Below are 16,463 nucleotides of genomic sequence, written 5' to 3'. Positions count from 1 at the left end.
CAAAAAATAATAAAAAATACCTTTAAATAACAATAAATAAAATATTTTACACGTTTTTTTGATATTACTTTTTTGCAAGGAACATCACCATAACTCCAGCAATCAGTCTAAAAAACAATCATTAAATTATGCCATCATTGTTAAGAAAAGGTTGATATTTGAGCTTAATTAATATATTTATAAGATAAATAAGCTTTAATTAAAAATAAAGATTCTATAAAAAAACAACAACATCAACTGGGGAAAGTAAAATGTCGACAAAAGGAATCGCAACTTTTGGTAAGCGGACAACGATAGCACTTGCCATTGCTGGGGCATTAGGAAGTGTTAACGGCGTCTCTGCAGCAGAAGCTGGAACTAAAGCTAATGAACAAACAATAGAAGTTATTGCTGTAAAGGGGATACGCAGCAGTTTAAAAAACTCAATGGCTGATAAAAAAACAGCTTCGGTCGTGTCGGATGGTATTTCAGCCGAAGATTTAGGTAAATTTCCAGATTTAAACGTAGCTGAATCATTGCAACGTATTACTGGTGTATCGATTGACCGAAGTGGTGGCGAAGGTCAAGCCGTAACGGTTCGTGGCTTTGGTCCACAATTCAACACGGTATTGGTTAACGGTCGTCAATTAGCGACAGATAGCGCTGGTCGTGAGTTTAATTTCGATATTTTAGCCGCCGACCAAATTACAGGTGCTAACGTCTATAAAACCACCAGTGCCGACATGCAAGAAGGTGGTATTGGTGGTACGGTCGACGTAACAACCGCGCGTCCTTTTGATTACTCAGGCTTCCAGCTTGTCGGTTCTGTGAAAGGAATGTACGAAAGTCTTTCAGAAGAAGTTTCACCTTCAATTTCAGGTTTGATCAGTAATACCTTTAATGACGAAACGATGGGTGTATTGCTTGCAGTAAGCCATCAAGAGCGTCAAGTTCAAATTAACCAAATCAACACCGCCGGTTGGCGTGGTGGTCAAACTATCTCCAACTCACGTGATGGTGTGTTGTTTACCAATGCTTATATTCCACGTAACTGGGACCAAATCGTTGATCAACAAGACCGAACTCGTACAAACGGTAGCTTAGTATTCCAGTATGCTCCGTCTGACGACGTCAGTATTACCTTGGATGGTTTCATTTCAAAATTTGAAGTGGATTCTGAGGTGACCGATTTAGCATCATGGTTTGAGCCAGACCGCGTAGGCAATGCCACTATCGACCCAGCAACGGGTACCTTATTAACCTTCAGCCAAGATGTAGGTTTACATCAAGGCAGTGGCGACCCAGCAACTGACTTTGTGTCGCACACTCGTAACTCTCGTGATGTGACAAACAGCGGTGTCGGCTTAAATGTTAAATGGGATGTTACAGACCAATTAAAAGCTAACTTTGATGTTTCAAACTCAAATGCTGAAAACGATCGTGCTGGTCGTGACCGTTTCAACGTTGTCGGTATGATCAACAGCTTTGCATTTGATGGCACAGGTGGAACCCCAACGGTCATCCATGATGGTTTTGAAAACGGCAGCTTACCTGATGCAAACCTTGCGCGTTTACATTACAACGAACAAGGTAACCAGTTCACTGACGAAGATGAGATCACCGAATTTAAGGCTGATTTTGAATACACTCCGAACTCATTAGTGTTCACTAAAGCGAAGTTTGGTGTTTACCGTCAAGAACGTGAAAAATCAAGCTATCAAATCTACGGTAACCAATGTCAATTCTGTGGTTACGGTACAGCAGCACCATTAGATGCGATTAATTTTAGACCTTACACGGCGAACAATTACTTCTCAGGCCTAATAGATACATTTTACACCTATGACGGTGATGCAATGGTCGATTATTTAGCCGCTGAAGGTTTTCCAATCGTTCCAACATTACAAAATAACCGCTATACCATTAACGAAGATGTTAGCAGCTTATACATGAACTTTACCTTTATGTATGACGTGGGCGATATGCCATTAACGGTTGATTTTGGTGCGCGTTATTCAAATACTGATGTTGAAGTCAGTGCCGTGCAAAGTTATATCTCTGACGTAGTACCAACAAGCGATGCAACCTTGTTTGCTAACGTATATGGCCCTGCTGCAAATATTACTCAAGGCACGTCTTACTCTAACTTATTGCCAAGCTTAAACATTAAGTTAGATCTGCAAGACGACATGGTATTACGTTTTGCCGTATATGATTCATTAACACGTCCGACGATGTCACAGCTTTCACCAGCGACTAACTTTAATGAACCGCGTCGCCAAAACTTAACAGCTAGTGGCGGTAACCCTGCACTTGAACCATTCCGTTCAAGTAACTGGGATGTGTCATACGAATGGTACTACGACGACGCTAGCCTATTCAGCTTTGCATTCTTCAGCAAAGAAGTTGATGATTTCATTGTCAGCTTAACAGGCGAAGAAACTTATCAAATGACGGACCGTAGCGGCCCAGACTTTGACTGTAGTACAAGTAACTCAGATCTATGTACCAGCGACGTTGTTGCAACAACAGAAGAGCTAAATGGTCAGTCTGAAGTGTACACAGTAACGCGTCCACGCAATGGTGAGTCAGCACGCATTACCGGCTACGAAATTGCGTTAACACATCTCTTTGACAATGGCTTTGGTGTAACAGCTAACGCCACTGTAGTTGATAGCAATGTGAAAGTTGATGCGAATTCAAGCCAAAGTTTTGCACTTGAAGGTTTAGGTGACTCACAAAACTTAATCGTGTTTTACGAACAAGACAACTGGCAAGCTCGTATTGCATTTAACAATCGTGAAGGCTTTTTACGTCAGTTAGATAACGGCTTTAACGGTGAGCCAATCAAAACAGAAACTTTTGGTCAGTGGGACATTAGCGCCAGCTATGACATTACCGAAAACGTATCTGTTTTTGTTGAAGGTATTAACATCACTGAAGAAGAGCTAGTGCAAACAGGTCGTTTCGCCAACCAAATTTATTCGGTTGAAGATAACGGATCGCGCTACTCTCTAGGTGTTAGAGGCAAGTTTTAAATTATAAGTAACAAAAAGACAGGTGCTTAGCACCTGTCTTTTTTGTTTATGATACATAAAACACACCTTGTGATAGTGTTTAACATCGATGGTTATTAAACATATTTCATTGCAACAGGATGTTAACCCAATGGCAAAAGTAGTCAAAAAAATTATCATTGTGGGTGGAGGCACTGCGGGTTGGTTAACCGCAGCTATCATTGCATCGCACCATAAAAGCCAGACAGGTAATGACTTAACAATTATTTTAGTGGAATCATCAGACATTCCCACGGTAGGTGTTGGTGAAGGCACTTGGCCAACCATGAAAAACACCTTACAACAAATAGGTTTAAGCGAAAGCGAAGTCTTTAAGGCTTGCAATGCCACGTTTAAACAAGGCGGCAAGTTTGTTAATTGGGTCCATGGAAATGGCGACTTTTATTATCATCCATTTACGGTTCCATTAGGTTATGGTCGTATCGACTTAGCCCCTTATATCGACAACATCAAAGACTACGCCGAGCACACCAACTTCCAGCATGCTATTTGTGAATCAGGTCTTGCTCCTCGCAGCATGGCAGAAGGCGAATACCAAGGCAGCTGCAATTATGCTTACCATCTTGATGCTGGCGCCTTTGCCGACTTATTAAAGCAACATTGTAAAGCTAAACTGGCTGTCGAGCATGTCATCGGCACAGTAGAACAAGCCCATGTGGATAGCCAAGGTAATATCAGCCATATTTCGCTTGCAGACCAAGGCTCAATTGACGGTGATTTATTTATCGACTGCAGCGGTTTTGCTTCTTTATTACTGGGTCAAACCCTTAATGTGCCGTTTGTTAAACTGGATCATGTGCTATTTAACGATCGCGCCATTGCCATGCAAGTGCCCTACACAGATCAGCACAGCCCGATTGCATCGCATACCATCGCCACAGCACAAGACTCTGGCTGGATTTGGGATATTGGCTTAACACATCGCCGCGGTGTCGGTCATGTGTATTCCAGCCGTTATATGACAGATGAACAGGCTGAAGCCAATTTACGCCGTTATATTGGCCCGCAAGCCGAAGGTTTAAGCGTAAAAAAAATCAGCTACCAAAGTGGTCATCGCGAACGTTATTGGCAAAACAATTGTGTTGCTGTTGGCATGGCGGCAGGATTTGTTGAACCACTAGAAGCCACTGCAATTATGCTAGTCGAAATATCTGCACGCTATATTGCCGACAACCTACCGGTTAACGATACCATCATGGCATTAACCGCCAAGCGATTTAACCAACAAATGGAATATCGTTGGGGACGTATTGTTGATTTTTTAAAACTACATTACATGCTGACTAAAAGACCCGAACCCTACTGGCAAGCACACTGTGATCCCGACACTATTCCACAGAGTTTACAAGATGACTTAAGCATTTGGGCTTATAGAGGCCCCACCAGCAAAGACTTCAATGGCCCAAACGAGTTATTTCCAGCCGCTAGTTATCAATATGTACTTTATGGTATGGGATTCAGTCCAGACTATTCTCAACATGCGCACTTATACCAACAACAGGTCCAAGCCACTCAGATACTTAATCGTAATGTTCAGCTTACGCAGCAGATGCTCAATACACTGCCGCCTCATCGAGACTTCATTGAACAATGGTTAACTCATTCTCAACAATAGAATAATAATATGAAAAAACTAACAGAATTAACGCCTCAACAGCACCAAAGCTTACGATTAGCAAACGACAGCGCCATCCAATTTGCTCATCAACAAAATATCATGAACCTACGGGTATCTGAAGTCAGCCAAACAGCTTGCAGTATGCCAATTGTTTATGTCCGCGATGGTAACAATGGTCAATGGGTATTAACGGCATTTGCCAGCTTCGAGCAAGGTAGCAACTTATTTATAGAACAAGGTAAGTGGACTGCGCTGCACACGCCAACTAACATGCAAACATTTCCCTTTTTTTTGATGATGTCACCTGATGACCCACAAGGTTACACCATAGGTATTGACGAACAACATGGCGTGTTTTCCACCACAACAGGACAAGCCATTTTTGAAACCAACGGCAAAGCATCACTGCATTTATCGAGAGTAAAAGCCCTGCTCGAATCTGACATTAACAATGATATCCAGACCCAAGCATTTAATCAGCATATTAGCCAACTCGGCCTACTACGCCCAATTAACATCTTGATGCAGTATCAAGATGGTTCAACGCCTAGTTTGTCGGGTTTATTCACTATTGATGAAGACAAGCTGCAAGCTCTCAGCCAAGAAGCACTATTTGAGTTACACCAAAAAGGCTATCTTGCGCCATTACAGGCCATGCTAATGTCATTATTTCAACTCAATGCGCTGATCAAAAAACACAATAAAACCCCAGGGTTAAACCCAATAAAAAGCATCAAATTAGAAGTCAGTAAAAATTCAGCTGCGGCATAACAATACCCAATACAAACTTGGGAAAGGGAACAATAATGTCTGAAAATATTATTCAAATAACCGTGTTTGCCATTGTAACGGCAATGATTGGGTTATTAACGTATATCAAATGCCGTGGAGCTAATCGTCAGCAAAGCACACAAAATAAAGAATACTTTCTGGCTGGGGGCGGTTTGAGCTGGATTTTTGTGGCGGGTTCTATCACCTTAACCAATTTAAGTACTGACCAACTGGTGGGCATGAACGGAAATCAGATGGCGTTATTAGCATGGTGGGAGTTTGCTGCTTTTATCGGCCTCATTATTCTGGCTAAGTTGTTTTTACCCGTTTATTACAAATATAACTGTACCACCACCACGGAATTACTGGAAAAAAGATACAACAACAAACATATACGGGCAGTAATTGGTTCGATATTCTTTTTAGGCAATGCGTTTATTTACATGCCAGCGGTGATTTATTCAGGCTCTTTGTTTATGCAAACCATGTTTAATGTCGATATTCCACTCATGTATATTGCCGTTGCATTTGCCACTTTAGGCGCGGTTTATGCCTTCTTTGGTGGGTTACGTGCGGTAGCGGTATCAGACACCTACTCTGGCGTATTATTGTTGGGCATGGCTATTTTTGTGGTATTTTTAGCCCTAAATGCGATTAACTATGACTTTTCAGATATTCCCGTAGATAGACTTACCCTTATTGGCGACAGTGACTCACCGCTACCTTGGCCGACCCTGTTAACGGGAATGATTTTTATCCAAATGTTCTATTGGGGTACTAACCAAACCATTACTCAACGCGCCATGGCAGCGCCGACACTACAAGAAGCTCAAAAAGGGGTATTTGCCGCTGCAGGTATTCGTATTCTAATTGTACCGGCTATCGTGGTTATCCCTGGAATTGTGTCATACAAACTCTATGGTGACATTGGTGATGCTGCATACGGGCGTATTGTAGGCGACCTAATGCCAACGTGGTTAACGGGTGTATTTGCTGCTGCAATGGCTGCGGCAGTATTATCGACATACAACAGCTTACTAAACTCTGCGACTGCGTTGTATGTGTGTGATATCCACGAAGCTTATATTAAAAAAGACCCTAACGTAGTGCGCTTAAGTGGTTGGGTTACATTATTACTCAGCATTCTCACTTTAGTGTTGGTACCGATTTATCAACAAGCAGAAAGTATCATCAACTTATTACAACAGTTAAATGGTTTACTCAGTATGCCTATTCTGTCGATATTTATTGTGGGCTTAGTGTTTAAAAACATTGATGCCAGAGCAGGGATCGGTGCGGTTATATTTGGGGTAATATTATATGCCTCGTTAACATTTGAATTCTCTCCATTCTATTCAAGCTGGCACTATATTCACTTAATGCCAGTCACGTTAGCAGCCTGTATAACCTTTGCATTAGTCACTAACCGCCTTGTGTTTGGCAACACTATTCAATTTGCTAAAGGCGACGAGATAGAAACAGTTTAGTCTGCAACATTAATACAGGAGCGAACATTGACAAAATGTTCGCTCTTTTTTTACCCTAAAAATCCAAATAAATGATAATTTAGGCCTTGCTAATCAAGAATATTCATATTGTGCCGATATGTTTAACATTAGAATCATTAGAATAAAATGAACATAACGTCTCTTGTATCCGGTCTTAGTAACACTGAGATCTAAAATGACCCGACTAAGGTATTAACCCATGTTTAACGTTTTTAATACTATCAAAGCTCGTATTCTACTAGGCTATGCAGCTATTTTATTAATGACCCTAGTAGCAGCGGTTTTACTCAATAACAGTAACCAAACTGTAAAACAAGAAGTTGGTGGGTTTGTCGATGGCACATTACCTGCGCTTAATAGCATTACCCAGGTTCAAAGTCTTGCCAAAGAACAGGTATTAATGGGTTATTCTTTATATGGCACAACCATCGATGTTATAGAGTTTAACAAAAATAAAGTTCAGCTAGAAAAAAGCATTAACGAGCAATATCAACAATTAAACACCGTAACATCGACTCAATTAATGCCACAAATTAATGCACTGACCGCAGCATTATCAGCACTTTCAAACACCATGAGCAAATCATCGGTAGATTGGGACAATGCCCGTAATCATTTAAGTACTTTAAATGATAGTGCAAACGAGCTCAAAGATCGTCTAGACATACTCGCCGAGGAGATTTCAACTCAAGCCAATCACAATGCGATCAACATTCAAAGTGAACTTGGCTACAATACTATGCTCATTTTTGTATTAGTTGGACTCATGTTGGTTGTGGCTGCAGGGGCTTACTTAGCAGCACAAAAACAAATAGCCACGCCGATACAACAACTATCAAACGATCTCACCCGCATTGCACAAAATCGTAATTTAAAAGCCAAGCTGTCAGATGAATGCATTGTTGAAATAAGCAATGTGGCCACCAGTGTTAATGGCTTAATTAACGTATTCCGCTTAGGAATGAATGAAGTACATGACGCCATAGCCAGTATTAGCCAAACGGTAGCTCAATTAAGTAACACAACGGGCAAATCATCAGCCTCTGTGGATGAGCTTCAACACACGATTGTGAGTTTAGTGGATGTGATGTCGCAGCTTGAACTGCAAATGGAACAGAGTGTCGAACACTCACAAAATGCATCAGACTCAGCTCAACATGGTGCGCAAAGCATGGTTGAGGGGCAAAAAGAAGTTAAACAAACAGCAGAAAGCATTAGCGTATTGGCTCAAGACATTGAAACAACTGCCAGTATGTTACTAACACTGCAAAATTCAGGTAAACAAGTGGCGACAGTGGTAAAAACCATTGCCGATATTGCCTCACAAACTAATTTATTATCATTAAACGCAGCTATCGAAGCGGCTAGAGCTGGTGAAACCGGAAGAGGTTTTGCAGTTGTTGCTGATGAAGTTAGAACGCTAGCCTTACGCACGCATAATTCAACAGTAGAAATAAATACAATGCTGGCCAATATTGTCGATTCAATTCAATCTGCGGTCGACAATATGGCATCAAACCAACAAAAAGCACAACACTCAGTATCATTAGCAAATCAGTTAGTGATAACGCTTGAACAGAGCCGCCAACTTATTTTGTCTCTTGCTACCGTCAGTCAAGAATCTGCCATGTTAGCTCAAGCTTCACAGCAGCAAGCTAATACCGTTAAACTCAAAGTGCAAGATTTTAGACTTTTAGGCGAAACGGTTTCAGCAGGTAATCATCAAATTAGTGAAGCCGGGGCGGAGCTAAACTCTCTTGCTGGAAAGCTAACTAATACCGTTGAGTTATTTGAGCGTTAATGGATAAGAAGTTAATGTAAAATCGATTATCTAGGCGGTTTTTGTTTATACCAAATCCAAAAGCCGCTGAGAGATACCAGCAATAATGCCAGCGCGAACAAATCCCACAACCACACTGTTAACGCTCCAAATAAGCGACCACTATGCAAATCGAGTATGACGCGTTGCCAATTTAAATGCGCGCTACGAGCATGTTGAATAAACTCAGCATTAACTTGAGGGGCCGACATAAGCCAACTTAACGGCTTGAATGGTTCAATGCGCAGCCAATCGATTAACTGCTTATCTGCTTGATAAACACCAGAACCTGTCTTTAGCCACACTCGATCACCTACTACTGCAAGCGCTAATAGATCAGCCGGTAAACCGGTGCTACTGCTTTGGGTTTCTTGTAAATGTCCTTCTGCATCGAATAAATACAACTGTTGAGCATCTATTGCCACCAGCATATTGGCAGCATAACCGGCACTGATTAAGGTTTGCGAACCTTCTAAAATGACACGTTTGTTCTGCCACAATAAATTATCGGTAATATAAAGTGCAGGCAAATTGTGATTATCTAAAGTAGAAAACTGAGCAACATGCGTAGGTGCTGGAATACCATAATAATCAAGCAACCACGACTGAGTAACCGGTGTTTGGTCTAAACCAAAATCATCACTGTGGTTTATTGCCACGCCTGTAAGCACTAACAATAAGATAAACAACGCACTCACTAATCCTAAGCGACGATGCCAAGGACGAAGGGCTCGCAAAATCTTAAGTCTAAAACGGTTACGTCGAGATGTTTTAGTCACACTAACCTGCTTGAAATGATCTGCTTGAATTGAAACGTGGCTTAGTGCACCACATGCGCATGAAGTAATAATGCAATGCGCGATAACTTAGTCAACGCTCTTACTGATAATGTCGCACCAGTAATCCCGTCTATATGCTTATCAAGCTGATGTTGGTCATCTAACTTGGCCAGCTTAAATTGGTCTGTAAAAAAATCATGACGTACCTCGTCACCGCGACTTTCACGATAAACCAACACTTTAGTCCGCATAATTTGATGGTCTTTAACATGAATAGCGACCGTAATCGGCGACTCTTTACCTATTTCGTCCATTATCCACACGGTTTCATTATTGTGCAGCCAGTAACGCATACGCATTTTACTAAAACGATGGGCTAAAATAGCTTCTACAGCTTGTTTGAGATCATCATCTAACCACAACACTTTAGACTCGCCACTATTGCCATTAAATGCTTGGTTAATAAAGGCGTCATTTGACTGATACTGTGTTGCTACAGCGCTAAACGCCGACAAATAAACAGCTAATCCCACCATAAATAACACCAAATATGATCGTAATATTGCCTGCATATCAATCCTTAGCTAAGTGTAAAAATAAGGGTGCCGACAATATACACTGTTGGCACCCATAATTTTACCGATAATCTGTTTTATCGAAGTGTCTTTTTACTGAATGCTCAGCAATTAGAACTGGTAACCAACACCTAGGTTGAAACCGTCTGAATCTGCAGCTCCACCAATGTTTTCGTAATCAGCTTTAAACACTACGTTTTCGTGTAACCAATAGTTAACACCCACGTTGGTTTGTTTTTTCTTGGTGTCGGCGCTATCACCGGCATTGTTGTCCCACTCGTTATAACGAGCAAACACACCAAACTGTTCATTAATGCGGTAAGCAGGCTCAATATAGAAACCATTTTGCTTATCGCGACCTAATGCTTCAGCTTCTTTACCATCAATATCCCACTGGGCGAACAACGCCTTAACAGTAAAGTTTTCAATGCTGTAAATTGCATGCGCTGTTAACAATGTCGCAGACGCGCTATCAACACCAGCAGTCCCTTGAGTTAAGTCAGACTGATACTGAACCGTGGCAGCTAATTCTAAACCCGGTACTGCAGTGTATTTTACGCGGCCGGTATAAGCTAAATCTTCGCCTTTCGCTTCAGATACTTTTTGACGACCGTTACGGATTTTATAGCCTGAGCTTTCGTCTAAATACAAACCAGAAGTCACTGCTGTGTCAAACGCTAAACCTGGAGCCGCTTTAATATTAAGGTTTAAACCACCTTCCCACCATGTTGCAGGAATAATGTCTTTTTCTACCGGGTTACGCTCAACACCGTAAAATACCGTTGGTTCGTGAGTTTCGTTGATAATACCCACTGGCATTAAGAATAAACCCGCTTTACCAGTAAACATCTCATTAAAGTCATGCTCGATATAAGCTTGCTCGAGCTCAACTTCGCCTTTTTTACTCTCACCGGCAATTGAGTGCTCAACTTCTAGTTCAGAGAAAAAACGAATGCTACTGTTAAACTCATGACCCACAAACAATACAATACGGTGGAAGTAGAATTCTTTCTAGTCGGTACCGGTTTGGTTATTGCTAATGTTGTTATAGTGTAATTCACTATAACCACCAATAGTGGTTGCCGACTTGCCTGATGCGGCTGCTTCAACAACATCAGCAGTAGTTTCTACACGCTTTTCAGTTTGCTCGAGACGCTTTTCAAGATCTTTAAGCACTTTTTGCTGTTGCTCAATAATCTGACGTAGTTCAGTCGTCTCGTCAGAAGCCATAGCTTGAGTGCTAGCAAAAAGACTAAATAGTGTTGCAGCAATTAACGTTTTTTTCATATTTCATCCCGATTAAACAATGTAAACAACGACTGTGTTGTGTAAACCAATGTAAATTTTCGTGAATTATACATAACAGACATGTTAATGCAAACCATTATCATTAAGTTTGCGATACGTATGTCACATTTTTAACAACTACACATTATTGTCTAATGTCACCGCAGAAATAATAATTGATAAAAAGAGTTCAAATTGATGAAGGGCCTGAATTATGTACTGAATTGATATAAACGAGGCTTTATTGAAGTCACTATGCAGGTGCTAATCTAGTCCAACAATGAGTGAAAACTGACTGTTTATGCTGAGATTATCTGTTATCAATAAATTAATATTTGAATAGCACCTTAATCCAATTGAGTTCCATCACGTAGTTTAAAACGACCATACTATGATGATTTTATTAAAATCGGAGTCTAATAAAACCTAAGCCTTAACTAAATACATTGCCTTTCTAGCAAAGTAATATAACCTGACTAAAACCTCTTCGTTTTGTCATTTATGTGTTCTCGATAGCTGGCTGAGCGCTCAATTTTGAGACGGCCCAATGACAGCTTTACGTTTAAGTTATCAAACTGTTGAGTTTGGTAAAATTGATATCCATCTATGCACCTTACGCAATAATCAAGAGTTCTATGACCCCACCGGCATAGCTGAAAAGCTTGGAATATCTTCAGCCAGTTGGCCTATTTTTGGCATTGTATGGCCATCAAGCTTAGTGCTGGCTAACTATATGTTAGATTACAAAACCGAAGGTAAAAGAATTCTAGAAATAGGCTGTGGAATAGCGCTATCAAGCTTACTTCTTAACGAAAAACATGCCGATATAACAGCAACAGACTACCACCCAGAGGTTGAACTGTTTCTGAATAGAAACACACAGTTAAACAATGGTAAAAGCATTGCATTTGAGCGAGTAGACTGGGCTAATGACACCAGTAAATTAGGGCTTTTTGACATTATCATCGGCAGCGATTTACTGTATGAAGATGAACATGTGCAATTATTGGCCTATTTTATTAAAAACCATGCAAGTGAAAAATGCGACGTTATTATTGTCGATCCTGGTCGAGGTCGAAAAAATAAACTCAGCGTAAAATTGGCAGAGTTTGGATTTATTAGTAGCCATATAAAACCGGTACATACAGATTACTTAACACTACCGTTTAAAGGGTATATTCTGGTTTTTTCGCGTGACAATGTCGTCACAGAATCAAAAACAATTACCACTCTCTAGTGCGAATGATTAACGTCTACAGGTATTCAGCAACGCTTAGCATCGTTTCAACTGAATGCTTGTAAAGTACAGTTTGGTAGTTAGAAAAATATCACGTTAATCAGTCGACCTAAAAAGATCATCGCTATCATTTAGAGTCTGTGGGCATATTTGATTGTGCAGGCACCTCCAGCAACATTTATCCTCGCGACAACTCAACAAAAAATCGTTAAGACATAATGAAATAAGCTGTAATTACCCGTTCAACCGCCAGAATCTATATTAACCACGCCACACTAAGCTAACCATTTAATTATTTGTCAGGTTTTTAGACTCAAAACAGGCTATGATCCCTCTTCGTCGCCCCAGGCTAATGCACTCAATTATTGAGTGATTACCCCAAGCCAATAGTGAATTACGATTAGGCTTATATGGCATCGTTACTGGGTGCGCGGTAACTCTTTTTACCCCTTTTATACTTTACATTAGGCAATACCATGGCTATCAGAATTAAACTTAAACCTGGTCGCGAGCGTTCATTAGAGCGTCGCCACCCTTGGATATTTTCCAATGGAATTCACAACGTCAATGGCGGAAAACCGCAAGCTGGTGACACGGTTGAAGTTGTGGCGCACGACGGGCATTGGCTCGGACGCGGTGCCTGGTCGCCAGAATCTCAAATTCAAGTACGGATATGGACCTTCGACAAAGAAGAAACCATTGATGCCGATTTTTTCGCCCGACGTATAAAAAGAGCCCAAGCGGGTCGTGATGATTTGATCCGCGAACAAGGCCTAACGGGCTATCGCTTAATCGCCGCAGAATCGGACGGTTTACCCGGTATCACCATAGACCGTTATGCCAATGTTCTGGTATGTCAGTTATTGAGTACTGGTGCTGAAAAGTGGCGCGACACTATCGTTGAGCAACTGGTTCTTCAATATCCTGACTGCGCTATCTATGAGCGTTCAGATGTCGACTCGAGAAAGAAAGAAGGCCTAGTTCCGGTAGTAGGACTACTGCACGGGGAGCTACCTGCTATGCCCGTCATCATCGAAGAAAACGGTATTAAGATTGCCGTCGATGTTGTTAAAGGTCATAAAACAGGTTTCTATCTGGATCAGCGTGACAACCGTGCTATGGCGGCTCGTTTCGTCAAGGGTAAGTCAGTACTTAACTGCTTCTGTTACACCGGTACTTTTGGCTTATATGCCGCCAAAGCTGGCGCAGCTAGCATTGAAAACGTCGATGTATCAACCTTAGCGCTGCAAACTGCTCGAGATAATATGGCCATTAATAATCTTAATGATGACCATGTTAACTATAACGAAGCTGACGTATTTAAATTACTACGACTTTACCGAGATGAAGGTAAAACCTTTGATGTTATTGTTTTAGACCCGCCTAAGTTTGCCGACAATAAGTCGCAACTCGATGGCGCATGTCGCGGTTATAAAGACATCAATATGATTGCGATGCAATTACTTAACCCAGGTGGAATATTACTGACATTCTCGTGTTCAGGCTTAATGCAGTCAGACCTATTCCAAAAAGTGGTTGCCGATGCCGCACTTGATGCAAAACGTGAAGTGCAATTTATTGAACGCATGCACCAAGCAAGCGACCACCCTATTAGCAGCGCATTCCCAGAAGGTTATTACCTAAAGGGTTTGGTTGCCAGAGTCTGGTAAATTAGCCAATGATAGATAGCAAAAAGGGAACAATATTTGTTCCCTTTTTTGTTTAATGTAACTCAAGAAAGTAAAAGATAGCACACTAACTTAGCTAAGAACTCTGAAAACCCTAACAATCAAAGTACTCCATTAATATGCCAAACAACCTAAATTCTAGATAAAAAGTAAACAACATTGAGTATGAAAATACATAAAACAAGAAGAGCCTCACTCAAAACAGGCAAAAAACTATACTTAAAAGCCAACTGAAAATTTTCAATACTGAGCGACTTACTTTTAGTGAGACATAATACAGAACGAATACCTTTCGATAATAGTTCACTAAGACCTACCAACACTAATCAATAAATCACCATTTACCAGATACTATATTGATATAAACCCCAACAACAATAACCGCCAACATTGATGCGATAAAAGGGGCTGTATTCGTTACCATAAGAGCCATACCAAGCGCAGCACCGAAGCATAACGTCACAGCAGCCAGTTTTTCTCACCCGAGATTATTTTTTAGCTTCAAGTTAACTCTTTATCCGTTGAGCCAATTCATTTAATTAGACTAAATCTAGTTTAAATTTGCAGCAAATGCTCACACAAGACACTCATATTGATGGGTTTATAAAAATAGATAATGGCAAATAACCAAAAATATCCAGCGAATACTCATTGCAAAATGGTTATTAAATCAGCAGTATGAATTGATAATATTTAAACGGATTTTTTGATGAAACAAAAACTTATGCTTGTTGGAACAGCATTACTTGCAGTTGCACTCATTTTTATTTTTAATGAAAATAAAACTCCAACTGAAAATGTGATGCAAACTAAAACCAATGATGTGCAGCAACCATCTACTTCACAAAATGCTCAATACACGCAAACCATAAATCACACTGATAGTATTCCGCCAAATATATCCCCCCATGAAATAGTGCGTTGTAATGGTATAGCTGAAATGTTTACAGATCCAATAATCGAAGATAGCTTTAATAGATATTCGGCTAATAAAGACATTTTCTTCGACAATATTAAGCAACAGCAAACTCAACAATCACGTATTGCTTCAGCTTTCATCAACAAAAACAAATCAATTGAAGACGATATAGAAAATTTTGACGAACTATTACAAACATATCCAAGCAATAAGTTAATAGCGTTTAACCTTATGCTACATTGCAGCTATTCCACAGAAAAAGTCTGTGATGATGTAATGATGCAAAGAGCATTAGATATTGACACTGAAAACGGTGCTTTGTGGTTGCAAATGGCACTGTATCAGCTGAAAGCTGGCAACATAGAAAGAGCTCAAATGTCGCTGATGCAATTTATCCAATCACAACGTTATAACGAATATTCCGGAGACTATTTATCTACAGTCGATTTAGCCCTTAAAGAAGCTGGAGCTAATGATGATTTATCTTTAAAAGTAGCAGTGCTAGGTATTACCGCTACAAGATATAAAACAAATTTTGCACCACTTGTTAAGTTATGCAAAAAAACTGATACCGACAATGCTGCATTATTGAATATATGTTTACAAACCAGTGAAAGATTAATTGAGTCTAAAGGTGGGTTATTAACTAATGAAGTAGGTTTATCTATACAAAATAATGTGTTGGAGAAATATGATGATTCAGAAGGGTTAGCTAATAATGCATCTGCACAAAAAGCATTTGATACTTTTAATGAAGAAGCAAATATTGCCATGAACATGGTGCTTCGTAATCGTAAAAAAACCGAATACTGGTTATCGTTAAATCGAGATTATGGAGAGCTGGCGGCATTAGAATACATGATTGATCAAGCAAAACAGATCTCAGCCAATAACCAACAAGATCCTTGCACCATAAACTGGTAACACCAAAAAACCGACACACATTCAAAAGTTACAAATTAACACACAAAAAAGCGGCCACTCAATGAGTCAGCCGCTTTAATTTAGTTGTCGTATATAACGCAGTCACGCGCTTAATGCCGTTCACTTAAGGTGAATGGCATTTTTTCTTTTTGCGACCGGATAACCATTCTTACTCACTTTTAAGCAGCGCGGGTAACTTCTTTCTCGCTTTCCCTCTAACATAAATTGCCTCGCATTCCTTTCTATATCCAAAATCAGTTTCGGCACATTTCCTGGTGCGTA

General features: G+C 40.4%; 10 protein-coding genes and 2 pseudogenes. 8 read left to right on the top strand and 4 right to left on the bottom strand.

Annotated elements, in window-relative coordinates; all coding sequences use genetic code 11:
• The first annotated feature begins 251 nt into the window (after positions 1-251).
• The 5 genes from H5202_RS09315 to H5202_RS09295 all read left to right on the top strand — a co-directional run bounded on the left by H5202_RS09315 (position 252) and on the right by H5202_RS09295 (position 8,754).
• A complete protein-coding gene (locus H5202_RS09315; protein ID WP_182771831.1) occupies positions 252-3,017 on the top strand; it encodes a TonB-dependent receptor in 2,766 nt (921 codons plus the stop codon).
• A 130-nt stretch (positions 3,018-3,147) separates the two neighbouring features.
• Positions 3,148-4,671: a tryptophan halogenase family protein gene (locus tag H5202_RS09310; RefSeq protein ID WP_182771830.1), complete on the top strand. Its 1,524-nt coding sequence runs from the start codon at positions 3,148-3,150 to the stop codon at positions 4,669-4,671.
• A 9-nt stretch (positions 4,672-4,680) separates the two neighbouring features.
• Positions 4,681-5,445 (top strand): SapC family protein, encoded by a 765-nt coding sequence (locus tag H5202_RS09305; protein WP_182771829.1) that lies wholly within the window; start codon positions 4,681-4,683, stop codon positions 5,443-5,445.
• A gap of 35 nt (positions 5,446-5,480) precedes the next feature.
• Positions 5,481-6,932, top strand: a complete 1,452-nt coding sequence (locus H5202_RS09300) for an SLC5 family protein (protein ID WP_182771828.1) — start codon at positions 5,481-5,483, stop codon at positions 6,930-6,932.
• A 220-nt stretch (positions 6,933-7,152) separates the two neighbouring features.
• Positions 7,153-8,754 (top strand): methyl-accepting chemotaxis protein, encoded by a 1,602-nt coding sequence (locus H5202_RS09295; RefSeq protein ID WP_182771827.1) that lies wholly within the window; start codon positions 7,153-7,155, stop codon positions 8,752-8,754.
• A 26-nt stretch (positions 8,755-8,780) separates the two neighbouring features.
• On the opposite strand, the gene H5202_RS09290 is transcribed toward H5202_RS09295, so the two are convergent.
• The 3 genes and pseudogenes from H5202_RS09290 to H5202_RS09280 all read right to left on the bottom strand — a co-directional run bounded on the left by H5202_RS09290 (position 8,781) and on the right by H5202_RS09280 (position 11,413).
• On the bottom strand, positions 8,781-9,581 hold the full coding sequence (locus tag H5202_RS09290; RefSeq protein WP_336244789.1) for a PepSY-associated TM helix domain-containing protein: 801 nt from the start codon (positions 9,579-9,581) through the stop codon (positions 8,781-8,783).
• 11 nt (positions 9,582-9,592) lie between these two features.
• Positions 9,593-10,123, bottom strand: a complete 531-nt coding sequence (locus tag H5202_RS09285) for an FMN-binding protein (protein WP_182771826.1) — start codon at positions 10,121-10,123, stop codon at positions 9,593-9,595.
• Between the two features lie 114 nt (positions 10,124-10,237).
• Positions 10,238-11,413, bottom strand: a pseudogene (locus H5202_RS09280) (porin).
• A 547-nt stretch (positions 11,414-11,960) separates the two neighbouring features.
• On the opposite strand from H5202_RS09280, the gene H5202_RS09275 reads away from it, so the two are divergent.
• The 3 genes from H5202_RS09275 (at position 11,961) to H5202_RS09265 (ending at position 16,181) form a co-directional block, all read left to right on the top strand.
• Positions 11,961-12,650 carry a class I SAM-dependent methyltransferase gene (locus H5202_RS09275; protein ID WP_182771825.1) on the top strand — a complete coding sequence of 230 codons (690 nt, stop codon included), beginning with the start codon at positions 11,961-11,963 and terminating at the stop codon, positions 12,648-12,650.
• A gap of 476 nt (positions 12,651-13,126) precedes the next feature.
• Complete coding sequence (locus tag H5202_RS09270; protein ID WP_182771824.1) at positions 13,127-14,320, top strand: class I SAM-dependent rRNA methyltransferase; 1,194 nt, start codon at positions 13,127-13,129, stop codon at positions 14,318-14,320.
• 727 nt (positions 14,321-15,047) lie between these two features.
• The gene (locus tag H5202_RS09265; protein WP_182771823.1) at positions 15,048-16,181 is read left to right on the top strand and encodes a tetratricopeptide repeat protein; all 1,134 of its coding nucleotides are present in this window, start codon (positions 15,048-15,050) and stop codon (positions 16,179-16,181) included.
• 120 nt (positions 16,182-16,301) lie between these two features.
• On the opposite strand, the pseudogene H5202_RS09260 reads toward H5202_RS09265, so the two are convergent.
• Positions 16,302-16,463: pseudogene (locus H5202_RS09260) on the bottom strand (IS4 family transposase); the annotation flags it as partial.

Source organism: Shewanella sp. SG41-4, from assembly GCF_014164505.1.
Classification (GTDB): Bacteria; Pseudomonadota; Gammaproteobacteria; order Enterobacterales; family Shewanellaceae; genus Shewanella.
The sequence above is the reverse complement of the archived record's forward strand: the minus strand, read 5'-3'. Positions and strand labels throughout refer to the sequence as shown.

What these genes read in the sequence shown, in the direction of transcription:
- H5202_RS09315 (WP_182771831.1), top strand. Translation starts at nt 252, where the DNA reads ATGTCGACAAAAGGAATCGCAACTTTTGGTAAGCGGACAACGATAGCA.
- H5202_RS09310 (WP_182771830.1), top strand. Translation starts at nt 3,148, where the DNA reads ATGGCAAAAGTAGTCAAAAAAATTATCATTGTGGGTGGAGGCACTGCG.
- H5202_RS09305 (WP_182771829.1), top strand. Translation starts at nt 4,681, where the DNA reads ATGAAAAAACTAACAGAATTAACGCCTCAACAGCACCAAAGCTTACGA.
- H5202_RS09300 (WP_182771828.1), top strand. Translation starts at nt 5,481, where the DNA reads ATGTCTGAAAATATTATTCAAATAACCGTGTTTGCCATTGTAACGGCA.
- H5202_RS09295 (WP_182771827.1), top strand. Translation starts at nt 7,153, where the DNA reads ATGTTTAACGTTTTTAATACTATCAAAGCTCGTATTCTACTAGGCTAT.
- H5202_RS09285 (WP_182771826.1), bottom strand. Translation starts at nt 10,123, where the DNA reads ATGCAGGCAATATTACGATCATATTTGGTGTTATTTATGGTGGGATTA.
- H5202_RS09275 (WP_182771825.1), top strand. Translation starts at nt 11,961, where the DNA reads ATGACAGCTTTACGTTTAAGTTATCAAACTGTTGAGTTTGGTAAAATT.
- H5202_RS09270 (WP_182771824.1), top strand. Translation starts at nt 13,127, where the DNA reads ATGGCTATCAGAATTAAACTTAAACCTGGTCGCGAGCGTTCATTAGAG.
- H5202_RS09265 (WP_182771823.1), top strand. Translation starts at nt 15,048, where the DNA reads ATGAAACAAAAACTTATGCTTGTTGGAACAGCATTACTTGCAGTTGCA.